Origin of the sequence: Sulfuricurvum sp., from assembly GCF_028710345.1 — a bacterium.
Taxonomy (GTDB): domain Bacteria; phylum Campylobacterota; class Campylobacteria; order Campylobacterales; family Sulfurimonadaceae; genus Sulfuricurvum.
In genome coordinates this window covers 18,292-44,687 of sequence record NZ_JAQTUH010000002.1, presented here as the reverse complement: position 1 = coordinate 44,687, position 26,396 = coordinate 18,292, and the positions used below count along the sequence as shown (strand labels likewise).

Annotated in this window: 23 protein-coding genes and 1 tRNA gene; 6 read left to right on the top strand and 18 right to left on the bottom strand. The window is 41.6% G+C overall.

Features of this window, described 5'->3' with window-relative positions; all coding sequences use genetic code 11:
• Window positions 1-180: 180 nt before the first annotated feature.
• Both serS and PHC76_RS02760 read left to right on the top strand, forming a co-directional pair.
• On the top strand, window positions 181-1,425 hold the full coding sequence (serS, locus tag PHC76_RS02765; protein ID WP_299971421.1) for a serine--tRNA ligase: 1,245 nt from the start codon (window positions 181-183) through the stop codon (window positions 1,423-1,425).
• A gap of 18 nt (window positions 1,426-1,443) precedes the next feature.
• Complete coding sequence (locus tag PHC76_RS02760; protein ID WP_299971418.1) at window positions 1,444-3,783, top strand: tetratricopeptide repeat protein; 2,340 nt, start codon at window positions 1,444-1,446, stop codon at window positions 3,781-3,783.
• On the opposite strand, the gene pssA is transcribed toward PHC76_RS02760, so the two are convergent.
• From pssA to PHC76_RS02720, 8 genes are all read right to left on the bottom strand, one after another.
• Complete coding sequence (gene pssA, locus PHC76_RS02755; protein WP_299971415.1) at window positions 3,780-4,508, bottom strand: CDP-diacylglycerol--serine O-phosphatidyltransferase; 729 nt, start codon at window positions 4,506-4,508, stop codon at window positions 3,780-3,782. The two genes, PHC76_RS02760 and pssA, sit on opposite strands and share 4 nt — an antisense overlap.
• A complete protein-coding gene (locus PHC76_RS02750) occupies window positions 4,501-5,145 on the bottom strand; it encodes a phosphatidylserine decarboxylase (RefSeq protein WP_299971414.1) in 645 nt (214 codons plus the stop codon). Before PHC76_RS02750 ends, pssA begins: the two co-directional genes overlap by 8 nt.
• Before the next feature lie 13 nt (window positions 5,146-5,158).
• Window positions 5,159-7,114, bottom strand: coding sequence for an ATP-dependent zinc metalloprotease FtsH (ftsH, locus tag PHC76_RS02745; protein ID WP_299971412.1), 1,956 nt, complete (start codon window positions 7,112-7,114; stop codon window positions 5,159-5,161).
• Window positions 7,115-7,118: 4 nt separating this feature from the next.
• The gene (locus PHC76_RS02740) at window positions 7,119-7,949 is read right to left on the bottom strand and encodes a 50S ribosomal protein L11 methyltransferase (RefSeq protein WP_299971410.1); all 831 of its coding nucleotides are present in this window, start codon (window positions 7,947-7,949) and stop codon (window positions 7,119-7,121) included.
• Complete coding sequence (locus PHC76_RS02735) at window positions 7,949-8,323, bottom strand: chemotaxis response regulator CheY (protein ID WP_299971407.1); 375 nt, start codon at window positions 8,321-8,323, stop codon at window positions 7,949-7,951. The genes PHC76_RS02740 and PHC76_RS02735 overlap by 1 nt, the downstream gene beginning before the upstream one ends.
• Window positions 8,324-8,398: 75 nt before the next feature.
• Window positions 8,399-9,097, bottom strand: coding sequence for a 1-(5-phosphoribosyl)-5-[(5-phosphoribosylamino)methylideneamino]imidazole-4-carboxamide isomerase (gene hisA, locus PHC76_RS02730; protein WP_299971404.1), 699 nt, complete (start codon window positions 9,095-9,097; stop codon window positions 8,399-8,401).
• Between the two features lie 10 nt (window positions 9,098-9,107).
• A complete protein-coding gene (gene hisH / locus PHC76_RS02725; RefSeq protein WP_299971401.1) occupies window positions 9,108-9,719 on the bottom strand; it encodes an imidazole glycerol phosphate synthase subunit HisH in 612 nt (203 codons plus the stop codon).
• The gene (locus PHC76_RS02720; protein ID WP_299971398.1) at window positions 9,716-10,624 is read right to left on the bottom strand and encodes a PDC sensor domain-containing protein; all 909 of its coding nucleotides are present in this window, start codon (window positions 10,622-10,624) and stop codon (window positions 9,716-9,718) included. Before PHC76_RS02720 ends, hisH begins: the two co-directional genes overlap by 4 nt.
• Window positions 10,625-10,802: 178 nt before the next feature.
• Here PHC76_RS02720 and waaC point away from each other — a divergent pair, with 178 nt between their 5' ends.
• Window positions 10,803-11,783 (top strand): lipopolysaccharide heptosyltransferase I, encoded by a 981-nt coding sequence (gene waaC / locus PHC76_RS02715; protein ID WP_300209782.1) that lies wholly within the window; start codon window positions 10,803-10,805, stop codon window positions 11,781-11,783.
• Window positions 11,780-12,664 carry a lipid A biosynthesis lauroyl acyltransferase gene (locus PHC76_RS02710; RefSeq protein ID WP_299971392.1) on the top strand — a complete coding sequence of 295 codons (885 nt, stop codon included), beginning with the start codon at window positions 11,780-11,782 and terminating at the stop codon, window positions 12,662-12,664. The genes waaC and PHC76_RS02710 overlap by 4 nt, the downstream gene beginning before the upstream one ends.
• 72 nt (window positions 12,665-12,736) lie before the next feature.
• Here PHC76_RS02710 and PHC76_RS02705 read toward each other — a convergent pair whose 3' ends face one another.
• The 6 genes from PHC76_RS02705 to PHC76_RS02680 all read right to left on the bottom strand — a co-directional run bounded on the left by PHC76_RS02705 (window position 12,737) and on the right by PHC76_RS02680 (window position 18,466).
• The gene (locus tag PHC76_RS02705) at window positions 12,737-13,423 is read right to left on the bottom strand and encodes a dUTP diphosphatase (RefSeq protein WP_299971389.1); all 687 of its coding nucleotides are present in this window, start codon (window positions 13,421-13,423) and stop codon (window positions 12,737-12,739) included.
• Window positions 13,424-13,630: 207 nt separating this feature from the next.
• On the bottom strand, window positions 13,631-14,047 hold the full coding sequence (locus tag PHC76_RS02700) for a pyridoxamine 5'-phosphate oxidase family protein (RefSeq protein WP_299971386.1): 417 nt from the start codon (window positions 14,045-14,047) through the stop codon (window positions 13,631-13,633).
• Entirely contained in the window at window positions 14,047-15,234 is a 1,188-nt protein-coding gene (locus PHC76_RS02695) for a PatB family C-S lyase (protein WP_300209780.1), read from the bottom strand. Before PHC76_RS02695 ends, PHC76_RS02700 begins: the two co-directional genes overlap by 1 nt.
• The gene (gene ovoA / locus PHC76_RS02690) at window positions 15,209-16,627 is read right to left on the bottom strand and encodes a 5-histidylcysteine sulfoxide synthase (RefSeq protein ID WP_299973186.1); all 1,419 of its coding nucleotides are present in this window, start codon (window positions 16,625-16,627) and stop codon (window positions 15,209-15,211) included. The genes PHC76_RS02695 and ovoA overlap by 26 nt, the downstream gene beginning before the upstream one ends.
• Window positions 16,628-16,704: 77 nt before the next feature.
• Window positions 16,705-18,252 (bottom strand): phosphoethanolamine transferase, encoded by a 1,548-nt coding sequence (locus PHC76_RS02685; protein ID WP_299973189.1) that lies wholly within the window; start codon window positions 18,250-18,252, stop codon window positions 16,705-16,707.
• Between the two features lie 136 nt (window positions 18,253-18,388).
• A tRNA-Pro gene (locus PHC76_RS02680) sits at window positions 18,389-18,466 on the bottom strand.
• Window positions 18,467-18,633: 167 nt separating this feature from the next.
• On the opposite strand from PHC76_RS02680, the gene PHC76_RS02675 reads away from it, so the two are divergent.
• On the top strand, window positions 18,634-20,238 hold the full coding sequence (locus PHC76_RS02675; protein WP_299973192.1) for a methyl-accepting chemotaxis protein: 1,605 nt from the start codon (window positions 18,634-18,636) through the stop codon (window positions 20,236-20,238).
• A gap of 44 nt (window positions 20,239-20,282) precedes the next feature.
• Complete coding sequence (gene pgeF, locus PHC76_RS02670; RefSeq protein WP_299973194.1) at window positions 20,283-21,032, top strand: peptidoglycan editing factor PgeF; 750 nt, start codon at window positions 20,283-20,285, stop codon at window positions 21,030-21,032.
• Here pgeF and dxs read toward each other — a convergent pair.
• The 4 genes from dxs to fliF are packed head-to-tail and all read right to left on the bottom strand — an operon-like array spanning window position 21,016 to window position 26,392.
• Window positions 21,016-22,836 (bottom strand): 1-deoxy-D-xylulose-5-phosphate synthase, encoded by a 1,821-nt coding sequence (dxs, locus tag PHC76_RS02665; protein WP_299973197.1) that lies wholly within the window; start codon window positions 22,834-22,836, stop codon window positions 21,016-21,018. The genes pgeF and dxs overlap by 17 nt on opposite strands.
• Window positions 22,837-22,847: 11 nt before the next feature.
• The gene (gene fliH / locus PHC76_RS02660; protein WP_299973200.1) at window positions 22,848-23,636 is read right to left on the bottom strand and encodes a flagellar assembly protein FliH; all 789 of its coding nucleotides are present in this window, start codon (window positions 23,634-23,636) and stop codon (window positions 22,848-22,850) included.
• A 2-nt stretch (window positions 23,637-23,638) separates the two neighbouring features.
• A complete protein-coding gene (gene fliG / locus PHC76_RS02655; protein ID WP_299973203.1) occupies window positions 23,639-24,664 on the bottom strand; it encodes a flagellar motor switch protein FliG in 1,026 nt (341 codons plus the stop codon).
• A gap of 9 nt (window positions 24,665-24,673) precedes the next feature.
• Window positions 24,674-26,392, bottom strand: coding sequence for a flagellar basal-body MS-ring/collar protein FliF (gene fliF / locus PHC76_RS02650; protein WP_299973206.1), 1,719 nt, complete (start codon window positions 26,390-26,392; stop codon window positions 24,674-24,676).
• Between the last annotated feature and the right edge of the window lie 4 nt (window positions 26,393-26,396).

The window sequence follows — 26,396 nt, the reverse complement described above, 5'->3', positions numbered from 1 at the left end:
CCTTTTTGTTTCAAATTTTAGATTAACATTGGAATGATACTCATTTTCTATGCAATTTTTTTACAAAATTAACGCTATTTTATCTTGTTTTTTCATGCTTTTTCATCGATCCATCTTTCACCTAATTTCAGCCTCTTTTGGCTATAATCGATCATTATTAAATCCATGAAATGAGCCTTTATGATCGATGTAAAACTTCTCCAGAAAAATTTTGACGAAACCGCAAGCGCACTTATGCGCAAAAAAGTCTCCGCCGAGACGATTGCAGAGCTAAAATCCGCCAACGAAACCCTCAAAACCGCCAAACTAGCCTACGAGACATTGCAAGCCAAACAAAATGAGTTGAGCAAACTTTTCGGTCAATACAAAAAAGAGGGAAAAAGTACCGACGAGTTGAAAATCGAAGTCGATGCGAACAAAGTAACCCTGGGTGATCTCCTCGATACACAACGCTCTGCCGAAGAAGCCCTCGATGCAATCATCATGCGTGTCCCTAATATCCCCGATGCGGACGTACCTGATGGTGAAGATGAAAACGACAACATCGAAATTCGCAAAGTCCTCACCCCTCCAACATTCACATTCACTCCAAAAGAGCACTGGGAACTCGCCGAAGCTAACGGTTGGATCGATTTCGAACGGGGGGTTAAACTCGCAAAAAGCCGTTTCAGCGTCGTGGGCGGAATGGGTGCTCGGTTGGAACGTGCCCTTATCAATTTTATGCTCGATTTTAACCGTGAGCGCGGTTTTCAAGAGTTCAGCGTTCCGATGCTCGTCAATCGTCGTGCGTTAGAGGGGACAGGTCAGCTTCCGAAGTTCGAAGAGGATCTCTTCAAAGTCGAAGAGGAAGAGCTCTATCTCATCCCGACGGCAGAAGTCCCTCTCACCAACCTCTACCAAGACGAAATCCTAAACGGTGCGGAGTTACCGATCAAAATGACAGGATATACGTCGTGTTTTCGTAAAGAGGCAGGAAGCGGCGGACGTGACGTGCGCGGTATGATCCGTCAGCATCAGTTTCACAAAGTCGAACTCGTCTCGATCACCCGCGCCGATCAAAGTGATGCTATTTTTGAAGAGATGGTTGCGTGTGCTTCTGATCTCCTCGCAGCGCTGGGACTTCCTCACCGTCTCGTTACCCTCTGCACTGGGGATCTAGGATTCGGTGCGGCTAGGACGGTAGACCTCGAAGTGTGGCTTCCGGGGCAAAACACTTACCGTGAAATCAGCTCCGTCTCCAACACACGGGACTTCCAAGCACGTCGTGCAAAAATCCGCTATAAAGAAGAGGGAAAAAATATCCTCGCGCACACCTTAAACGGTTCAAGTTTAGCGGTCGGACGGACGATGATAGCTATTATGGAAAATTTCCAACAAGAAGACGGCAGTATCATCATCCCTGCTGTATTGCAAAAATACCTCTAATTCTACGAAAGAGAGCTTATGGCTGATCAAGAAGAGATTATCATCATCGAAGAGGCCGATGCCGCCGGCGTCGAAGCCCAATCGAGCACAGAAGGTGATTCAGCTGCTACTAAAACTCCTCTTAATAAAAAGAAAATTGCCATTATCGCTGGTGCACTTCTCCTCTTACTTGGGGGCGGTGGGCTAACCTTTGCTTTTCTTTCTCATTCAGGTAACGGTGAAGCAATAGTACAAGAAGAGCCCCTAATAGCCTCAAATAAAGAACAAGAACCTGCAATAGAACCAAGCCAGCTTGAAAATATGATTGAACGTGCGAACTATATGTATGCTAACGGCAATCAAGGTGAAGCATTAAAACTGTTTGAAAAAATCGCCCTTTACTCTGAGTCCATCTCTCAGTACAACCTCGGAGTTGTCCGTCTCAAAGAAAAAGAGTATCAAGCTGCTCTTGAAAACTTTAAACGCTCTATCTCCATGTCTGAAAATCGCTGTGTCAGTGCTATCAATGCGGCAGTTTGTTGTCTTCATTTGGAACAAAAAGAGAATTTTAATTACTATATCGATCTTGCACAAGCCTATTTAAGTTCGGAAACTAATTCACCTCTCTACTCTTATTATTATTCTTTAATTAACTACTACCGTGGGAACTATTTTGAGGCACTCAGTGCACTAAACCACCCTAGCACATCAGAATATCAACTCACCCAAAACAAACTCAAAGCCTCTATCGACACCCTATATGGAAATTACACGGGAGCAATCGGAAGTCTTGAAAAACCACTTCAAGAGACTGACTCTTTTTCACTAGGTCTCCTCTATGCCAATAACGGTAATCTTATCCGTGCGCGTGAATACCTCAATAACGCCGTCTTTCAAAGTAAAAAACCAATACAAGAGTACCTCTCACTCGCCTTTGTCGATCTAAAACTTGGTCAGCATCAAGAGGCTGGAGGAATTTTAAAAAAAGTGACCGATAGTTATCCTGATGATGTCTATACCCCCTATCCTATCAAAGTAACACTCAGACCTACCCTCTTTTCTCCCGATTCACTGCAAAAAGCATATCGCACTCTCAATGCAAAGGTACATCCTCAAACGTATCCTAAAATATTTGCCTTTGCCCCATATAAAATTTTTAACGCTTCTCAAACAATCAGTTATATTCGAAAAGGAAATGCAAATATCTATATCGATGATGTTGCATCCGCTAAAGAGTATCTCGAAAAAAGTTCTAACGCTTCGGATGTCGATTACGGAATCGCACTTGCCATCCAAAAAGCACTCAGTTATCACCTTCGGGATGCAAATGCACAATTTTTGAAATTGGTTAAAGAGCATCCAAGTCATTCAATTTTAAATTATGATTTAGCTCTCACCTATGCTCAGTTAGGAGACTACACAAAAGCAAACGACTATTTTTTGCGCTCCTACCATGCAGATGCTAACAATTATCTCTCAGGTATCTTTGCCGTTATGTCTTCTGAAATGATAATGAAAAAAAATCCGAAGCTTATCTCTATCATAAAAGACAATCTACTGCAAGAAGGGACAACAGAAGAGTTTGACCTCTATCGAACCCTCTTTGCAATGTCTGAAAATAATTACCCCTCAGCGAGCCGTTGGTTAGACAATCATTACAAAGAACGACCGTTGTATCAAGTGATGAAAATTATTATTGCTACCGAGCTCGGAATCGACGATAGCGCCCGTAAAGCGTCTGAGAAACTCACCTATATGCAACCACATGATCTTCTGCCCCATTTACTTTACATCGATACTCACTATAAAGATGAAGCACCAAAAGCATACGCGAGATCGGCACTCAATTATCTTAAAAATCAAAAACTCACTTATGACGACCTCTATTTTGGTCCCCAAATTGTTCGTGAGAGAGGAATCACTATCGCTGCCATTACAGGGATGTTAGCACCAATGATACAAAGACTGGAAACTAAATATCAAAACACAACAGAGAATCGTGCTAATATTGCCTCTGCCTTGGCATTGGCCTATTTTTACAACCAAGATTTTGAAAAATCGTACACTCTGTATAATGAGGTGGTCGATACTTATGGGGTACAAGATGAACGTACACTCTTCATGGCTGCTTCTGCATCCATCGGAGCTGAACATGTTCAAAATGCCATTGCACTGCTCGAACTCTCTAAAATGACCAATCCAAACTATCTAGAAAATCGCTACGCACTAGGATTACTCTATATGCAAGTACAAAACAATCCTGCAGCCATTATCCAGTTTAATAAAATGGGGAATAGCGGATTCAAATCCAATATGTTTGATTTTAGTATCGATACCGATAAGCTCGCAAGCGAACCCAATACCTATCATCCACTTTAACTGTTTTTAATCCCAAACAGTCGGCGGAGCAGATAGTAAGAGGCTCTCAATGGACCATATACCAAATACAATGCCCCTAAAATTGCCATCCCCTCTATCGGATAGATAAATACCATTAAAGCAAGAACAATTGCTCCGATTAAAAAACGGGTAAAATGGATACTACGCATATTGAGTTTTTTAAAACTTGGGTAGCGGATATTACTCACCATCAAAATAGCAAGTACTACCGAAAGAACTAGCAAAAAGAGTTTAAGATAAAGGAGATGAGGATAATGTTCTAACAATAAAATAGCCGTAGCAATCATTACAGCTGCAGTTGGAATCGGCAATCCAATAAAGACAGAGGGTTCAATTCGAGAGGTCATCACATTAAAACGGGCTAATCGAACCGCACCAAAAATAATAAACAAAGCGCTCGCGACAATCCCAAGACGACCATAGTCAACTCCAACATACAGATACATCAAAAATGCCGGAGCAACCCCGAACGCAACAATATCGGCTAAGGAATCAAATTCAACACCAAAATGGCTAGCCGTATTGGTCAAACGGGCAACTCGTCCATCTAAACCATCAAAAATAAGGGCAAGAAAGATAAACCATGCAGCTATATCAAAGGAGTGTTGCAAAGCGAGGGTGATAGAATAAAATCCGGAAAAAATAGAAGCAGCAGTAAAAAAGTTAGGAAAAAGATAGGCGATGGGGGGTGGATCTTTACGCATCAAAGCGTCCGATTACGCTTTCACCCGCACGTACATCTGCCCCTGCATGAACATTTAATGTTACTTCATTAGGAATATACATCACAGTACGACCACGGGCTAAAAAACCATAACGTGACCCCTCTTTCATCTTTTGTGCTTCTTCATTCTCTACAGCGATAGAAAAACAGCTTTGAGCACTCGTATGCTCAATAAACACTTCATGACCGGAAAGTGATTTGAATGCGATTAATATTTTCTCATTCAACATTTCCGCTAGTGGGTGATACAAGCCTAAGGATACACCGTGTCGAACTTTACACCACTCCATTACACCATCAAATGGAGCACGTAACATTGAGACATTCCACAAGCTATTAAGTATGGTTACTTTTTTCATTGTTTTATCATTAATAAGCGTCTCTTCGATACCCAAAACAACCCCATCTACACTGCTGATAATACTCGAGGTTTCACCTAAAGCAGCACTACGCTCAGGGTTACGAAATAAGATTAAAAAAGCGATCAACAATGCACCGAAAATAAATTGGAAAAGGTGCAATGCCGTCATGCTGAAAAAAATAAACAAAGTTCCGGCTAGAGCAATCGGTAACCACCCTTGCTTGGAGAGGATAAAGGTATCGTTTTGAACACTCATTTAATAACTCCTATTATTCGTCAATGACTATTTTATTACTAGAGGGTGTCTCTTTACGCGGCGTAAGTTTTGTATCGATTGAGTTTTCTTTTTCAAAAGCTTCAATAATCTCACGAACTTGATCACCCGTTATATTTTCTTTTAAATACAATAATTCTACCATTTTTTCGATAGCATCGCGATACTCTTCAAGACGCTCTTTTACGATAATATAACGTTCAGAGAGGGTATTTTTAATAAACCCATCCATCTCTTCCGACATCTTTTCACTGTACTCTTTGGCTTGAGTCATACCACCACCCAAAAAGCTGCTGCGTTGTTTTTCAAGTACCATCAATCCCGCAACATCACTCATACCGTACATTTGCACCATTGCTTTTAATATATCAGTAGTACGTTCCAAATCGTTTGCTGCACCAGTCGAGATTTCACCGATAAAGACCTCTTCGGCAGCTCGTCCACCGAGCAATACATCAATTTCAGCAATCAATTCATGTCGTTGCATTAGATATTTGTTCTCTTCAGGGGTGTTAAGGGTATATCCTAATGCCGCAAGACCACGAGGGACGATAGAGACTTTAGAGACTTTTTTAGCTCCCTTGGTCGTCTCTGCCAACAATGCATGGCCACTTTCATGATACGCAACAATACGTTTCTCTTTTTCATCAATACGACGGCTCTTTTTAGATAATCCGGCAATGGCACGTTCAACCGCTTCACGTAAATCGCTCTGTCGAACCGTTTTTTGACTTTTGCGACCTGCTAACAATGCCGCTTCATTGACGATATTCGCTAAATCTGCACCGGCAAGACCGGCTGTAAGGCGAGCAATCTCTTCAAGATCAGTATCACTGTCAATTTTGACCCCTTTAACGTGAACATTGAGAATATCGATACGCCCTTGGTAATCAGGTTTGTCAACCAATACTTGACGATCGAATCGCCCCGGACGGAGCAATGCAGGGTCTAATATTTCTGGTCGATTCGTTGCCGCTAAAATAATAATAGGGGTATCAGTTCCAAAACCGTCCATCTCTGCGAGAAGTTGATTGAGAGTTTGTTCACGCTCATCATTTCCCCCCATCATACCTCCGGCAGCACGGCTCTTACCGATAGCATCGATCTCATCAATAAAGATAATTGAAGGGGCATCTTTTTTGGCTTGTTCAAACAAATCACGTACACGCGCTGCACCAACACCAACGAACATCTCAATAAAGCTAGAACCCGATACCGAGAAAAACGGTACTTCCGCTTCACCCGCTACTGCTTTAGCAAGTAACGTTTTACCCGTACCCGGACTACCGACAAGCAAAACCCCTTTAGGTATTTTTGCCCCAAGTTCGACATAACGATCGGGTGAGCGGAGAAAATCAACGATTTCAAGTACCTCTTCTTTTGCCTCTTGTGCACCGGCAACATCATCAAATTTGGTTTTGGGTTTTTCAGAATTTACCAGTTTTTTAGAACTTCCCATCCCTAAAATTCCACCACCCATACTTTTTTGCATCCGTCCGGCAAAAAACATCCAAATAGCAATAATAATAAGGAAAGGAAACAACCATCCAAACATCTCGGTAAACCAATTGCTCTCATTAAATCCGCTGTAATCAATTTGTTGTTTGTCCAATAAAACAATAAGAGAGGTATCTTCCCCTAAAATGCGACGTGTGGTGTAAGCAATTTTAGTGCCCCCGCTATTACCCAATGCTCGGATATAGGTTTGTCCGATAGCTACTTTTTCAACTTGCTTATTTTCAATTAGTTTTTTTAGCTCTGCGTAACTTACCTCTTGGGTTTTAGTTACTTGAGAACCACTAACTTTTGATGCTAAATCACTCTCATCCCCGATAAATACTTTGAAAAGCATAATGACGACAATTGAAAAAAGGGCGAAAGTAATAAGGGGATTTTTATTAAAAAAATTATCATTCTTATTTGGAGGAGTTGGTTGTTCTGGTTGTGCCACGGCATCATTCCTTTTTGGTTACTACGAGCGTCACCCATTCATTTTCTACGATTCGCTCGGTTAATTCATAGCCTTTATACGCTTTTAGAACTTTATCTTCATATTTATCCATTATTCCTGAGAGGATCAATATCCCTCCCTCGCGTAACCGTTTTTTCAGGTCGCTGGCAATAAATACAAGAACATCGGCAACAATGTTGGCAACGATAACATCATAAACATCATTGGTCTCTTGAATAGGCCCTTCCCAAAGACGTCGATATGAGAGGTGGTTTTGTTCTGCATTGACAATTGCATTTTCAACCGATAATGGATCGGTATCGCACGCATCAACAATAGCTCCTTTTTTGATTGCCGCCATTGCTAAGATACCGCTACCACAACCGACATCCATGACAGCATCACCCTCTTTGATATATTTGGCAATACCTCGAAGACATGACGCTGTTGTCGGATGGTGACCCGTTCCGAACGCTAGAGCAGGATCTATCGCAATGTTAAGCATCCCCTCTCGAGGTTCTTCCCACGTCGGATGGATATAAAAGGGGGCAATTTCAATAGGTGTAATTGCACTTTGATACTGCGCAATCCAATCATCATTTTTTTCTTTCGTTAAGGTAAGATCTAAATCGATTACTTGACCTAACGCACTTTGGAGAGCTTCAGCAAACTGTTCAATCCCCCAACTTACTGTCTCTAAATCTTCTTCACTACGGATTATAAATCCATCATCGATCTCTTCAAATCCGACAGGGAGAATATCAACTAAAAAATCGCTAAAAAGTTCCAAATGAGATGATGGTTTAACCACCAACATATAATAGTAATCTTGCATCAACCCTCTGTGCCAAGGACTGCTGCAAGTTTTTCTTTGAGGACTTGAGGGGTGAAAGGTTTTACGATATAGTTATTAACGCCAGCTTTCAGGGCAGTAATAACTTCCGCTTTTCCACCTTCTGTTGTAACCATAATAATCGGTAAATCAGAAAAACGTGCATCACCGCGCACTTTTCTAACCAATTCAAGTCCATTCATCTCCGGCATATTCCAATCGGTAATCAACATACCAACATCGCTATTTTCATTGAGTGCTGCCCACCCTTGAAGGCCGTCTTCACCTTCAAGAACATCTTCATAACCAAGACGTGAAAGAGTATTTTTAATGATACGACGCATTGTTGAGCTATCGTCTACAACCAATAATTTCAAAGTTTTTCCTTTGTAATCGATGTCTTATTCAAGATTAATTATACAAATAATAGCCAAATGAAGTTTGTGTGAAGTTTAAAAGAACCGTTTTAGCTCAATTCTTCCCTCATAAAAAGCTTTTCCGACGATTACACCCGATATTTCGCCACTTTGGAGCAACGCTTCGATATCCGAATCACCTTTTACACCACCGCTGGCAATCGTTGGTACACCAGAAGCACGTGCAATCTCCAATGTAAAATCGACATTTACACCCGAAAGTGTACCATCACGTCCCACATCGGTACAAATAATCGCTTCTACTCCCGCATCGGCAAAAGCGCGTGCCAAATCGGTAGCGCGCATCTCACTCACTTCACCCCATCCCTCAACCGCGACAAAACCATCAATCGCATCGATTCCGACGACGATAGGGTACTTCGCCGCCATCGTTTTTACGAATTCAGGGTTACGTAGGGCAATGGAGCCAAGGATAAGACGATCAATACCGAGTTCCAAATACCGTTTAATCGTCTCTTCATCACGGATACCGCCACCAAGCTGTAGTTTAACATTACAATTTTCACGAATCAGACGAATTTGTTCTAAGTTTTTCGGCTCACCCGCAAATGCACCGTTAAGATCGACCAAGTGAACCCACTGCGCCCCCATCTCTTCAAACGTTTTCACCAATTCCCAAGGGGTATCGGAGTAGATTTTTGCACTCTCCATAAGCCCTTTGGTCAAACGTACCGCTTTACCGTCTTTAAGATCGATTGCCGGAAATATTGTCATTCATACCCTTTTATAAATTGATAAAATTTTTAAGAATCTTTAAACCGTTTTGGTGGCTTTTTTCAGGATGAGGCTGAATCCCCATCACGTTGTTATGAGCAACAGCACTGGTAAAACGGTAACCATACACAGACTCTCCGATGCTATCCTTTTCGTTTTCACACAAAGCATGATACGAGTGGACAAAATAGAGATAATGGGCTTCATCTAATCCGCTAAATAGCGGGTGTTCTTTAGTAAACATTCGGTTCCAGCCCATGTGGGGAACTTTTAATGGTGTATGAAAACGGCTGCTGTCAAACGCTACAACGCGCCCTTTTACCAATCCAAGTCCGTTGGAGAGTCCAAATTCTTCACTTGAATCAAACAATAACTGCATCCCCAAACAAATACCCAAAAGATATTTCCCGCTTGCGGCATATTCACGTACTGCTTCATCCATCCCGTGCATTTTTAGATGCTCCATCGCATCCCCGAATGCTCCCACACCGGGTAAAATCAGTCGATCATACTGGATAAGTTTATGAGGATCGGATTCCACAACAACCTTCTCACCCAACAGATCAAATGCATTTTTAACACTGGCAAGATTGCCCATATTGTAATCGACTATCCCTATCACGAAGGATCCTTTAAACGTGTAAGTTTTATATAGACTGCCAATCCGATAAGCAAGGTAGAAACCCCTCCGATAATATAAATGGCATTAATCAGCATAGCTGGATCGGTCATCGCAAATTTAAAGACGAGCATTAGCGCTTCGATGGAGAGGGCGATAATGATTGAGCCCAAAAAGCGTACCATCGTTTTATGCACTTCCGATTCAGGATCTTTTTTACTCCGACCTAATACCTCCTCTTCAAACAACGTTTTGACCAAATCAAACGTAGCAAGAGAGAGGGTGAGTAAAATCGTCGATTCAAAAATATCTTTGATCTCAATCTTATCATAACCGCCGATACCGTGAGACAAAAATCCCTCAAATCCTTTGACAAACAACAGGAGGGCAACAAACGCTAATGCGAGGGAAAAAAGGGCATAGATAGTGCGAAAGAATTTTCCGGCAATCGATTCGGCGGCTAATGGATGGGCAATACGGAGCACTTCGGTAAGCGGCATATCCAAACAGGCGACATAAATAATCTCGCCGTGCTCGTCAAAAATAGGCTCTGATGCCGTAACCGTTAGTTCATCGTTGAGTAATGAAGGGTAAGGATCGGTAATCGTACATCGTCGCTCATGCATCGCACGGTAATAATAGGCGCGAGTTGAGCGATTTTTTCCGTTATCATCCTCTTTCTTCCCCTCTTTGAGATAGGTGGGTCCCACTTGAGTTCCCGTCTCATCAAGAAGATAAACCGCTTCGGTTCCTTGTAAATCCCCTTTGATTTTACGCAAACGTGCTGTGATTGCTTCTACGGTTGCTGAGGGGAGATGGTTCGGAAGATTTTTTTGGAAAAGATAACAAAAATAGGCACGTGCTTTGGGACGAATTTCAGAAAACTGCTGTATGTCTTGAACGACCATTTTTTACCTTCTTATATTTTATAACTAAACCCTTAAATTCTCAAAAAAACATAGTTTTTTTGTAGCTTCAGGGGGTTGTAGGGACATTTGTCCCTGCCACCAAAACGGATGTATTCGTTTTGGTGTATAACATTGAGTATTATGGTGATTATAGCTTAGTTGCGCTATAGTTATCCTTATGAATAATTCCAAACTCCGTATCGCCATCGTCCGTCTCAGCGCACTTGGAGACATTGTCAACACCGCTGTAGTATTGCAAATTATCCACGCCTATTACCCCAATGCACGTATCGATTGGTTTGTCGAAGAGGCGTTTGCTCCCATACTAAAAAACCACCCCCTTATCCATGAAGTGATCCCTATCCCTCTCAAACGGCTCAAAAAAACAAAACATTTTTCACTTCTCAAAGAGATGGTCCATACCCTTCGATCACGGGAGAAATACGATTACATTATCGATGCACAAGGATTACTCAAATCGGCACTCGTTGCGACATTTTTACCCGGTAAAGTACACGGTTTTGATTTCAAAAGTGCCCGTGAAGGGGTTGCCTCATGGTTTTATGACACCACCTCCACTATCGCTTATGATCTTAATGTCATCAAACGCAATGTGATGGTAATCTGCGAAGCATTAAACATCCCCTACTCCGATGCATTGATAGAGGAAAAAATACCTATTTTTTCAGGTTTATCCTCTCCTAATGAGGCTAAAATCGCCCTTGTAATCGGGGCATCATGGCCATCAAAATGTTATCCAAAAGAGCAGTTCGCCACCCTCTGCGATCTCCTCCCCTATCCGTGTCATCTGATTTGGGGGAGTTCAACGGAATATGAAGATGCCCAATGGATAGCCCAACACTGTAACAATGCAACCATTGCCCCAAAAATGTCCCTCATCGAATTGGTTGATTTTATCGATCAATGCCGTCTTACTATCGGTAATGACACGGGGCCAACCCACATCGCGTGGGCGATGAACCGAGCCTCTATCACCCTCTTTGGACCCACAAATGAGCGGATGATTTATCCAACGTCAATCAACCGTTTTATCAAATCCCCCTCACAAGTCAATATTTTTAAAATTAACCGTAACGATTTTTCGATTCGTGACATCTCCCCTGAATCGATTGTGAAATTGCTCAAGGAGCTTTTATGATTGGATACCGCCTTTTTTTACTCTTTGATTGGTGCTTGATGCATCTACCGAAAAGCTGGAGAAAGTCCATCTTTACCTCCCTCGCATCTCTCGTTCATCATCTAGCACACTCTCGTAATCGGATCATTAAAGCCAATGTAAATTTTGCGTTTGGAGAGTCACTGAATCCCCAAATAAAAAAAGAGATTGAATCGTACTGTTACCGTAATCTTGCCCTCAATTTTCTCCAAACGATGGAAAACAGACGTAATAGTGCAGAAGAGGTTGCATCAGTAGTGAGCTTTGAAAATCGCTCAAAAGTCGATGCGCTATTAGCTCAGCACAGAGGGATCATCTTTGTATCTGCCCATTTTGGAAACTGGGAGCTTGGTGGTGCCGCACTCTCATCACTGATTACTCCCGTCTCATCCATCTACAAAGAGTTTAGTACATCGTCATTTGACCCCTATCTCCTCGAAGCCCGTACCAATCACCGTATGGAGCTTGCCGAAAAAAATGGCGCACTCAAACACGTCGCCAAAGCACTTAAAAACGGTCGTTCGATTCTTCTCATGATCGACCAAGCGAGTAACGCACGCGTCGGGGTCAAAACCCTCTTTTTCGGACATGAAACTTACCACACTTCATCGGCAGCATCTTTATCGGCAAAATTTAATGCCCCTATCGTGGGTGTCTATATCACAAGTGAGGATGAAGAACACTACACGCTCCGTTTTGAAGAGCCCATTAGCGTAGAAAATAGTGATGAACACTCGATTATAGAAGCAACCCAAAAACAAGTGAACGGACTCGAAAAGGTGATTCGCGAACATCCAAAACTATGGTTCTGGTGTCACAAGCGATGGAAGGGTGAGTATCAAGAAATATATTCTGCCCGATAGGGCAGGCTTTAGTAATCCAAGCGATTAGCGTAGCCAAAAGGATGGATTCCTTTGGCGTTGAAGTTGAAAATTTTACGCCGGATAAACGGTTTTTAAAACAGCGTATAATTCTTGCGGGCTCATGTCGGGCTCATCTTCCCATGCACGTTTCATGACTGCATTATCTTCTAACCCATCCCACATTTTGAGATACGTCCCCTCTTTGTAGCCATGATCTTGACGGAATTGGTTGAGGATATTTTTACCCACATACAGACGATAAAGTTGTGTCAGATTCAATCCACCCATGTACACCAATTCAAAAAACTCCTCGATTAATGCACCAATCATTTCGGGAGAGATTGGAATGAGAGAGAGGCGCATCACGTTTTCAATCTTTACCATCAACAGTGTATCTTCGGCAAAAGCAAGTGGTGCATTATCGACTAATTTTTGATACTCTGGGGTTTGAGAAATACGAGTTGCCAACTCTTCGATGGACTCAGCACCGCTATTTTTGGTAAATTCGAGGACTAAACTCATCACAAAATGCCACACATCGACAATCTCGATTTGCAGATTAGCATAATCAGTCTCTTGGGCAATGCTTTTCCAGTGTTTCCATCCGAACGAATCAATCATCTCCGCACACTCCATCGTGATACATCGACGCCAATTGATGACTTTCCCGTTCTTGGTAACCCCTTTTTCCCAACCTATCCCGTTGGTAGAGTCATTAAGTTCTTGCTGCAATGTGAGCATACTGAGTAGTTTATTCATGAGTATCCTATAATCAGATTTTAAATTTATGCAAATTATAGGTAAAATTTCCTATGCAAAAAATTATCTGTCAAAAATGTGTCCATTATTTTGTCACATGGGAGCCACACCAGCCTCATGGATGCAGAGCCTATGGGTTTAAAAGTAAATTTATACCCTCACAAGTCGTCCTTAGTTCGAGCGGGAAAAGTTGCGTATTGTTTGAGCTTAAAACTCTTCCCTCTTCCAAGTGAGTTTTTTCCCAAATCCCAATCGATTATCAGTAAATTTTATCTCATCGAGACGGATACTCCACAACGTCGGATTCATTGCCAACGCATAAGGGTACGCTTTGTAATAAAGCTCTTTATGCTCATCGGCTAAACGCATCACACCGCGAAACTGAATCCCTTGAATCTTCCCGACCGTTTTGGTCTCTAACGCTACTGTTCCGGCTACCGTGTGGTTGTAGCGTATATTTTGTCCGTGAAGTGTCTCAGGGTCGGTTGCGACGATAAAGGCTACCGTATCCGCATCAAAAACGTAAAAAAGAGAACAGCACCATAATTCATCCCCTATGGTTGCCAAGGAGAGGAGATGGTGTTCGGATAAAAAATCCTCTATCTTGGCTAATGTCTCGCTCATCATCGCTCCAAATTTTCTAGTGCGTGGGTAATTTTCTCCAATGCACGCTCCAGCATTTCAAAGGAGAGGGCAAAGTTCAGACGCATAAAGCCAGATCCTTCCCGTCCGAAACTGATCCCTGCACTCAACCCTACCCCCGCTTGTTGCACAAAAAACTCCCGTAATGCCCGATTACCCATCCCCAGTGCACGACAATCAAGCCATGCCAGATAGGTTGCTTGCGGGGCATTTACTCTTATTTCCGTATTTTCAAACGCACGTACCACTTTTTGACGGTTTTCATCCAAACGATATAGCAGTTTTTGATGCCACTCACCACCGTGCCGATAGGCCGCTTCAAACGCCACATGAGAGAGGAGTGCACCATCACCCCAATGGAGACGGTGTTGCTCTTCAGCATAGCGTTTTCGCATCGTTTCATCAGCAATACACACCGTCGAAATCGAAAATCCCGCCATATTAAAGGTTTTACCACTCCCCATAAGGGTAACGGTCGCATTACACACATCAGATGAGAGAGAGGCTATCGGGATATGTTTGTGTTCAGGGTAAACCAAATCACAATGTATCTCATCGCTGATAATCACAATGCCATATTCCAAACACAAGCCGCTTAATTCAACCAACTCCTCACGTGACCATACACGTCCTATCGGATTATGCGGTGAACAGAGGACTAAGAGTTTGGTTTTCGAGGTGATTTGAGAGCGTAACTTTTCAATGTCAAAGCGGTAAACACCTTCATCATCTTGGTGCAACGGATGAAGAATCAAACGACGATGATTATCCCGCACCATCGAGTAAAATGGGGGATAGACGGGATCCATCACGATCACCTCATCATCTACCTCACTCAATGCACGTATCGCACACCCCAGTGAAGCAACAACCGATGGAGAGTAGCTCAACCACTCCCGCTCCATCACAAAATCATGATGCTCTTTAAACCACTCGATTTGTGCTTCGTAAGCAGAGGAAGGCAGTATCTCATACCCGATTATCGGATGTTTTAACCGCTCACTCACCGCATCTAAAACACATTTCGGAGTTGCAAAATCCATATCGGCAACCCACAGAGGCTGCACCTCATTCACTCCGAAAAGCTTCTCGCGCAGGGTATATTTTTCGGCATTGGTAGTAGAGCGGTCAATGAAACGAAACTCATCCATACCGTTTTTTCCACCCATCAAACATCTGCGCTATATTTTCATATTTTTTGCTCTCGTTTTCACCCTCACCTACCACATACCGAAAACCAGCATGTTGCGTAAAATGGCGACGAAACGCATAGCGTGAACTCTTGAGTATCTCGTTGCCTGTTGATGCCCAAGAACCCCCTTTTATCATGTTGTGTTTCCCATCAAACGTCGGCTCGGTAAAATCAGCATACCACGGATGGGTAAAAAATCCCTCGAACGGTGCCATCTGGGTCTGTGTCCACTGCCACACGTTTCCAATCACATCGTACAATTTCCCATGCGCATAGGTATCCACCGGAACCGATGAGGCGTAATGGGCGAAATTGAGATTTGAGTGCGTATCATCAAATACCGCCTCATCCACTTCACACACCTCAACCAACACAGCGTATTCCGCTTCACTGGGGAGGCGATACACTATCCCCTCTTGGACACTTTTCCATCGGCAAAACGCTTCAGCTTCGAGGGCATTGACCTCTACCGGCCAATTATAGGGCATCTCTATTTCACTGCTCAACGTACGAAATTTATAACTTCCATCCTCTTGGGGTATCCAAAAAGGGGGACAAATAGCGCTACGTATCTCTAAAAATTTCAACCCCTCTTCATCCCACCAACGCGATGTTTCATACCCCTTCGCCACCACAAAATCCATAAACTCGCCGTTACTCACCAAATATTTCGAGGCTTGAAACGGCCCAACTTCATAGGATTGCTCTCCGTATTCATTATCCCAACCATACCGACCATTATCACCATCCCCTTTGCCCAAACGAATCGTCTGGGGTTTAAAAATAACCAATCCATTTTCCAATGCATCCCCTGCAACCGGACACATCGGAAATTTTTCACTCTCACGGATATGCTCAAGCGGCATCTGACGGTGCAGGACACTCGATGTCTCGATGTGGATACGCTCATGCTCTATCCCCATCCAAATCGCCCAAAACGGATCTGCTTGGGTAATCGGTAAATTCATCGGTAAAGAGGTTATCATCGAATCGACAAGTTCACGCACACGGTTACGGTATTCCCTCACGGCATCCACACTCGGCCATCTGAAGGAATCACTGCTGGCATCCCACGTCATCTCGTCCACACCGACGGCAAACAGCTCTTCGAAATGGGGGTTAATACGCTCTTTTAATGCACCCGAAGCGACTAATTTATTAATATAAAAAATCGCCGTATGCCCGAAATAAAAAATCATCGGATGGCGGGTCGGCTCGGATTGCAGATAATAGACTTTATCGCTCTTTAGCAATTCAAACAACGATTCAAACAAATCGTAGCTTTGGTGAAAATAGGAGCGAACTTCACGCCGTTTTGTTTCAATGTCATCTCCATCCAAACGGACGGAATAGGTTTGCTTTTGATTCATTAAACAATCTCTTCACAATATATAATTTGTATTGTACCGTATCATCAAGAGATTCTATTTTAACGTCGAGGGAATCGTTAATTGTAAAATTCCATCTGATCAAAATCAACGATATTACTCGGTTCAACCGAGATAACATCATGAGAATAGGATAGATTTTTATGGTTAGAGATACCACTGATGTATTGGATCATTGAGTTGAAATTTTCCAGATTAAAAGTCCCTTTTTTATTATCTCGATAAATCTCATCCAATCGTGGGTTTTTGACACTACTGTAGATTACGAACGGAACCGTATATTCGTCTTTAAATGACGGTGAAAAGCCGTGTCCGTTGTTTTCAAGGTTAATATTTTCCCCATGATCGGAGAGATAAATTAGCAATAGTTTCTGATGTTTAAATTTCTCGAAAATTTGGCTTAAAATAGTGTCGCTGTAGTGGATAGAGTTATCATACTCTTCGACGATATTTTTAGCGTTTTTAAACAATGCCGTCTCTTTGTTGTATCGGTTGACATAGTCCGAATGAGACCCCATCAGATGCAAAACCATCATCTCTTTTTTCGAGTTGGGTTGAAGAGAGTTTAAATAGTTCAGAAGTACCTCATCCGTTTTTGCATCGAGATAGTTTACATTGGCATAAAAGGTCGTATTTGCTTCATACGCGATGGAAGCTATGGAGGAGTCATTTTTCCCGACACTCCCTTGATTCGAAATCCAATAGGTATCGTATTGATTGGCTTTAAAATGGGTTATAATCGAGCAAGAGTGCAAATACCGTTTCTCAAAATAGTGAACATTCGCATCCGTCAAATCGATAGGGATGGAGTAGCGTGTTTGATTGGTCGGAGCAATCGCATTAAAAGCGTAAAGTTTTTTGGAAGCTTGCAGTGAGCTTAGAAACGGGGTAGTTGGTAATGTATATCCATAGAGTGCCATGTGGCTTTTATTGACACTCTCTCCCATGACGATGATAATCTTGTCATAAAGCTGATTTTTCGTACTCGCTTTGGGAATAGCAATATGTGCTATATACTCTTCTCTGGCTTTTATGATTTGATCAATCTTCTCCTTATCATCCAACACGGTACAAATTTCACACGGAACGCTAAACGGTTCAAACTCTCGAATCGGATTGATATAAAACGTAACACTCAGAAGGATTAAAACAAAAACCCCTGCTCCGATGATCCTGAAAACTCTGTACGAGTGGGTAAAATGGCGCAAAAATTTGAACAATAGAAACAACACAAACAACGAAAAAAGGGCTAACCCATAATCTCGGTAATCGATATAACGTGCGATGTATTCTCTACTCTCATACATCGGTGATAAAAACGCAACTTCGATTCTTGGTTTAATATCCGCCAATGCATATCCCCAATGCAATGCAATATGCCCGATCACGATATTGCTTAGATTGATAAAGATAATAAACACAGAAAAAAGTATTTTGCTGAATTTTGGAATCGTGATTAACAAGAGAAGTGTAATCGCTAAAAAGAGAGTGTGTGTCGAATTAGGAGAAAACATCAACTGCGGCAACATCGTCAAAATCGATATCAATGTACCGAAATAAAAATAGGATTGATTGGTGTAAAACTCAGTATGTAATTTTTTCTTCACGTAATGCTTTCATAAATAAGGTTTTCTTAATTATATAAAACTATCCGTTAAAAGGGTATTACAGCATTGAGGAGACCCAAGAAGAGAGTTGAGATGATTTGTAAATGTCAAAAGCCCTATTTATAGGCTTTCTACATGGTCGGAGCGACCTGACTCGAACAGGCGACCTCTACCACCCCAAGGTAGTGCGCTAGCCAAACTGCGCTACGCCCCGACGTAAAAAAGTGAAGTGCTAGAATAATAAAATGTCGATTAATTTTACCTAAAAAGGGAGTTAAGGGACAAATTGATATTAGTTTTATTATTTTTTTTCATATGTGATCAGAATATGATTAGTTTTAGATATTATATATCTTAATTTATTAATATGGGAGTTTACTAATGACTATAAAACAACAACTAACCTATGGAATCGGTTCTGTTATTTTTTTGGTAGCACTTAATGCCATTATTGGAACAATTAATAGCCATAGTGTTAGCACCATGATCAATAAAGTATCAACCGAATCAGTACCGCAAGCTTTTATAGCATCCGATGCCAAATTTCAGTCCTGCCAAATTCAGCAATTTTTGACCGATGCTTCATTAACCCAAGAAGAAGAAGCTGTTAAAGAAGCTGATAAAGCGTACTCACTTTTTTTAGAAGATATGGTTTCCTTTGAAACCATGTTCAAAAATGAGGGCAATACACTGGGATTAAATAACATTGAAGCGCTCAAAAAAGATGCAATATTATTAGTCGAGACTGGTAAAGCGATGAAAGAGGCCTATGGAAAAAGTGACTCCGAAGGGAATAACGCTATGGAAAAATTTGATGAAATGACCTTAAAATTAGCAAAAAATATTGATAAATTAAAAGAAGATCAAGTTAAAGAAGCATCAACTAATTTAACTCTTTCTAGGGATAAATCAGATTTCTCAGCAACTATTATATTTATATTGGGAGTTATTTCTACCATAGCTGGGTTTATTGTTGCTTATTTAACAATTACTATAATCAGTCACTCTGTAAAAACTCTCAATAAAAGTGTTCACACCATGGTAAGCACCAAAGACCTTACTCATACAATAGTACTATCGGGTAAAAATGAACTGACAGAAGTAGCAGATAATATTAATGATTTGACCAATGCATTACGAACTACTTTTGCTAATAGTCAGAATGCATCAACTGAAAATTTATCCGTTGCAACTGAACTTTCTGCAACTACAATTTCTATTGGAAAACAGGTAGAAATGACATCTCAAATTGTTACGCATACAACAGAAAATGCTAACATTATCAAAAATGAGATGAACTTAACTCTTATAGAAACAAATGAAGTAAGTCAAATGTCTATTCAAGCACGGAATAACCTTATAACTGCGCAACTCTCTCTTAGAGAAACCATTGAATCACTGAACCAAACAGTAGAGATTGAAGCAAATATGAACGGTCGACTTAATTCTCTTACACATGAAGCTGAACAAGTCAAAAACGTCCTCACCGTTATTTCTGATATTGCCGACCAAACGAACCTTTTAGCTCTCAATGCAGCTATTGAAGCAGCTCGTGCAGGCGAACACGGGCGAGGATTTGCCGTCGTTGCTGACGAAGTACGTAAACTAGCTGAGAGAACACAAAAAAGTTTGAGCGAAACCAACGCTACGGTTAATGTTATTGTCCAATCCATTATGGATATGTCAGAACAGATGAACAACAATACTATGCGTATGCAGGAACTCTCTTCCCTCTCTAGTGAAGCAGAAGCAAATACTGAGATGGCGGTGAATACTCTTACATCAGCTGTTGATGAGATGAATCAAGTTGTACTCAAATCTAAAAATAATACAAAACGAAATGATGATATCATCGAAGAGATTAATAAAATTAGTATTATGTCTATATCCAATGCACGCAGTGTTGAAGAGATTGCAGCTGCAGCCGAACATTTACAACATGTAGCTGAAAGTATGACGGCTCAGATATCGACGTATAGAACGTAGGCTCATTAACCCTATCTGAAAGAGAGTCGCTGTATACTCATTTAATGAAAATAGTTACTTCCACCCTCTTATCTACTTTCCCTAACGTTATCTCTGCCTTTACTACACGGGAGGGTGGAGTCTCAAGAACACCCTATTCAAGTGCCAATCTCGCCTTTCATGTCGGTGATAATCCGATGGATGTTATAGCCAATCATGATATCCTCGCCTCTCTCGTCGGATACAATCGTCACTCACTCATCCATATGCGACAAATTCACTCCGATACCATTGTCATCGTCGATGAGAATATACGCTTCGATACACCACCCGAATGTGATGCACTTATTACAGATAAACCCAATATTCCACTGATGGTGATGAGTGCTGATTGCACACCCATTCTCTTATATGACCCGAACAAACAGGTTATAGGAGTTGTCCACGCTGGACGCGCGGGGGCGCTAAATAAAATTTTAGTAAAAACGATTCAAAAGATGATCAATACCTATGATAGTACGCACAAAGATATACATATCATCTTGGGTCCTTCTATTCACGGATGCTGCTATGAGATCAATGAAGCCATAGCTATCGAGTGTGAAGTTCAAGGATACACTAGTGCGTTACGAAAAGAAGATAAAAAGCTTTTTTTGGATGTGAATACGATCCTACTGGAACAGTTAAAAGCGTTGAAGATAGAAAATTTTGAGGTGATAGATCACTGTACCTCTTGCCAAAATAACACCTACTTTTCGTATCGTGCCGACAAAAAGGTCACCGGACGAATTGCCGGCGTTATAATGCTCCGATAACTCTTTGAGCTAATTGTTCTGGGAGAAGTCCTAGTGATTCCTCGACGAGTTTTGTACTACCGTGCTTAATAAATTCATCGTCATATTCGAATGTAACTAACTGGACATCGGTAATTTTTTCTTCTGATAACCACTCAAGCAAGGCACTCCCGACACCGCCAATACGTGCCGAATCACTAAACACATACCATTGCTTATATTTTTGTGCCATTTGAGCCAACATCTCATGATCCAGAGGTTTTACAAAACGCAAATCGAGTAATGAGGGTTTTTCCTCCATAAGCTCTATCGTTTGCGCCGCACGTCCTACACCGTTACCATATCCGATAAATAACCGATCAGAATCATTGGAGAGTAACAGTTGCGATTTTCCACTCTCATACGGGACCGATTCCGGTAAATCCGCTTCAAAAAATGCCCCTCTCGGATAACGGAGTGCGCATGGATGCTGATACGATGAAGCGAAATCAATAATTTGATGAAAGGATTGCTCATCACGCGGTGCACACAAAGTTATGTTAGGGATAAGTCGTAAAAAACTAATATCAAACACACCTTGATGAGTTTCACCGTCTTCGCCGACGATCCCCGCACGATCGAGTGCAAACACCACAGGTAAATCCATCAAACACACATCATGAATCACTTGATCAAATCCCCGCTGTAAAAAGGTAGAATAAATCGTACAGAACGGTTTAAATCCCTCTTTAGCCAAAGCTCCCATCGACGTTACTGCGTGCTGCTCCGCTATCGCAACATCCCAAAAACGCTCAGGATATTTCTCCATCAAAGCAGACAATCCCGTACCGCTAGGCATAGCAGCCGTCACACCAACAATTTTTGGGTTTTTATCCGCCTGATTCATCAAGGCATCGGCGTATATTTGGGTAGCACTTTTTACCGAACTTTTTGCATTCGCTGTACCGCTTTTAAGATCAAACGGGGAGACACCATGCCATTTTTCATGTTTCCCCTCAGCAATCTCATACCCTTTCCCTTTAATCGTCTGTACATGAACGAGAACTGGTTTACCCATCCCTTTGGCAATTTCAAAGGTCTCGATGAGTGATTTTAAATCATGTCCGTCAATCGGTCCAATATACTCAATCCCCATCTCTTCGAACAATATCCCAGGAGTAATCAGTTTAAACGACTCTTCAAACCTTTTCGCGAGATAATGGGCACTATCCCCAAAATTATCAACAAACTGTTCTGTTTTACGTTTAAAACGTTGATAAAAAGGGCTTGCCATAGCAGAACTAAGCATTCGACTGATTGCACCGATAGGCTTAGCGATAGACATCTCATTATCGTTAAGGATAATCACCATCGGATATTTACGATCACCCAACTCATTCATCGCTTCATACGCCATCCCTGCCGACATCGCACCATCACCAATCACCACTACAGAGACACGACTCTCTTGCTCATTTTTAAGAGCTATCGCTTTGGCAGCCCCCACACCCAATGAGATAGAGGTAGAACTGTGTCCCGCCACAAAATAATCGCTTTGAGATTCAGAAGGTTTGGTATAACCGCTCATCCCTCCAAATTGTCGTAAAGTAGAAAATTCATCCCAACGATCTGTAAGCAGTTTATGGGCATACGCTTGATGAGAAACATCAAAAATAAAAGGGTCTCGTGTCGAGTCAAAGACTTTGTGCATGGCAACAATAATCTCTGTTGCTCCCAATGTAGAGCTTAAATGACCGCCATTGGAACTCACGACTTCTAAAATCCGATCACGAATTTTTTGGGAGAGTACTTCGAGTTCACTCAACGTAAATTTTTTAATATCCATAGTAAACCTAATTATGATTCAAGCAATAATGATCGCTTTAACCGTTCAAATCGTTTTTTAATCTGCGAATCAATATTCCCCAAATCACTAATCGCAACCACACCGCCAACACTGATAGCACGATCCGACAACACTTCCACATGGGCTAATGACCCCACCTTTTCAGATATTACCCCATGATCGGCAGGATTAACCCGTAACGTGATTTTTGAAGCATCTGAAAGCTCTTCAATCAATGACTCTGAGAGTTTTGCCGCGATTTTTCCACTGTTTTCGTGTGTTTCGATGGCAATTACCTCTTTAGCAATATCCAAAGCGGTATGGGTCAACTCACGTTGAATATTTTCCAAGGTTTGCGCATACTGTGCAGCAGCAGCTTCTAACGTTTTTACCGAGTTGGACAACTGATCTTGGGCATTAGTATTACGACTACTGCTTTGTGCTTGTTCTTGCGCAATCCCAGCGGCAACACCCTCTTCATAACTACTTTTTTTGACCTCTTCTAATGCAAGGGCATGCTCTTCTTGAAGCGATTCTAAACGCATCTGCATTTTAATGACATTGGAACTCATATCATCCGCTTTTTTTAGAAGGGACTCAATCAGCTCATCTTTTGCTGAAGTTTTATGAGAGGATTCATCTGTATCGCGAGATTCATGATGATGCTGTTGAATCGCCAGCTCCTCAGCCGCTTCATGAACACTCGAACCACTTAATCCTGAAAGGATTTTAAATTGGTACTTCCCTATTGAGTGTCCTGGGAGATTTTCTTTCGTAATGACAACCTCTTCCATTTCCATCTCTAATCAATCATCTCTTCGGTTGCACCGAGTTCAAGTACACCTTGTTCTGCCAAGGCTTGTACGGCATCAACAATCTTACGCTGAGCCGTCTCAACCTCTTTCATTTTAACGGCACCCAAGTACTGTAACTCTTCCACAAACGTGTCTTTCGCACGTTGAGACATACACGCATAGAACTTCTCTTTAAGCTCTTCAGGGGAACTTTTCATTGCCAGCATAAGGTCATTTTTATCAACTGCTTTAAGAATTTCGCGGACACTGTTAATATCGAGATTAACAATATCTTCAAACGTAAACATCATCTCTTTAATCGATGCCGCAAGTTCTTGGTCAAGCTGTTCGATTTGTGACAACGTCTCTTTAGAAACTTTAGCACCCAAACGGTTAAAGACATCCGCAACGGCACGTGGTCCACCCACTTCCACTTTATAGGTTGCAAGAGATTCGAGTTTAGATTCTAATACGGCACTTACACGTTTAATGATAGCTGGTGAGATATCTCCGAGTTTTGCCATACGCATCACTACTTCACCACGAAGTTCCTGTGGAAAAATATAGAGCGTTTCAGCCGCAGCCGATGGATCCATATGGGCTAAAATCAGGGCAATTGTTTGTGGATGTTCGGTAGCAATAAAATCGGCAAGTTGTTGTGGTTTAATTTTAGAAAGGTATGAAAAGTTTTGAGAACCTTGCATCGTTTTTGAGAGACGCTCTAATATTTTTTTTGCCTCTTCTGGTCCCAATGCTTTATACAAAATCTCTTTTGCGTATTCTAAACCACCCGTATTGAGATATTGATTCGATTGGATAATGGCATAAAACTCTTCGAGTACGGCAGCACCCACATTTTTTTCTATCGAATTATTATTAGCAATAAATTTCGACACTTCTGTAATCGATTCTACATTCATCCGTCCAAAAATTTGTGCCGTTGCGTCTTCTCCAAGTTGCAATAATAATATGGCTACTTTTTCGGCCATCCCCATCTCATCAAAATGTGCCTGCTGCTGTTGTGTTAATGTCATCTCAACCTCCTACTGACCACGTATTGGTAAGGCTTCTTCATTGATTAACGCTTGAATCAACGATGCAATCTCATCTGGGCGATCTTCTGCAATCTCACGTATTTTTTCTAACAATACATCATATTTGAGTTCATCTTCATTAAACCCTTCGCCAAGACCAAGTTGATTTTCAACTTTTTTACGCATTTGCTGCACTTTTTCAACCAAATCTTCATCTTCATCATCAGTAATTTCCAGGACAGGTTTTTCGAATTCTTCCTCTTCTCGCGTAAATTCTAGCATACGATCTGCAAAAGGAAGAATAACTTTTTTATAAGCAATAAAGAGGATAATAGCCACAACAATATATTTTAAAATCGGCGTTAGCGGTTCAATATAGTTCGTTAAAAATGCAGTAGTTTTCGAAGCTCCACTTTGTGAATTTAAGCTCCCTTTTGTGCCTTGAAACTCAAAATTTCGAACCGTAACTAAATCACCTCTCTTATCATCTATCCCTATCGATTGCTTAACCAAAGAGGTAATGGCATCAATCTGCGTTTGATCCAAAGCTACATACTCAATCTCATCACCTGCTTCACCGTTAGAGCCTTTTTTTGGCTCATACTTTCCATCCACAACAACCGCAGCAGTAATACGCTTAATTCGTGCAAATTCCATCTTGGTTGTTGAAACAGTTTTAGAAATTTCAAAGTTGGTTGTTCCGGTTGTTTTTTCGTATTTTTCTCCACTGCCGGAAGAAGAATTATTCATATCCGGAGCAGGACCGATATTGCTAACTGCCCCGGGAACACCACCGACGCTAGCCGGTGCAGATCCAGTACGTTTCTCTTCACTGGTTTGTTCACTGCGCACAACGTTTTCAGGATCAAATTTTTCCGACGTTGAACTTTGTTCTGAGAAATCATACTCTATCGTTACTTTCGCTACGACACGCTCTTTTCCACCGATAAACGGGGAGAGGACGTTAATAATTTTTTCTTCTTGCTTTTTTTCTTCTTTGGTTTTGTATTGTTGCTGAAGTTGAGAGAGTTCACCCATCATCGACTCAGCGTCATTATCACCTAAACTTTCACCCTCGGAATCAATTAATGTTACATTTTCTACTTTGAGTTTAGGGACAGCGGCAGCAACCAGTTTTTTGATTCCACGAATCTGCTTAGGGGTAAGTTTACTCTCTTCGCGTAACTGTACCATAACGGATGCAGAGGGGGGAACCTCTTCTGAAACAAATAGTGTCTCCTTAGGAAGAGCCAAAGAGACACTCGATTTCTCAACCGGGGCAAGCGAATCGATTGAGCGAGCTAATTCACCCTCTAATGCACGTCTAAACTTAACATCTTGGTCAAAATTGGTTGCACCGAACTCTTGTTTATCAAAGAGTTCAAATCCTACATGTCCCTCTTTTGGAATTCCCATTGAGGCGATTGTAATACGCTCTTTGTAAACAACTTCCTTAGGAACTTCGATAACATTATCACGTGGGATACGATAGGGTATTTTATCTTTTTCGAGCTGGTCTACGACCTGCGCCGCATCTTTTGGAGTGAGCGAATCAAAAAGAACTTGATACCCCTTACCGCTCTCTTTAGGGGAATCGGATGTGTAGACAACTAAAAAAATTAAAAATGCGACGATTCCTGATACAGCTGCACCAATAATCGTTTTTTGGGCTTTCGTAAGTTTTCCAAATACGACAACAAGCTGTAAAAAAAGTGCCTTAAAATCCATACCG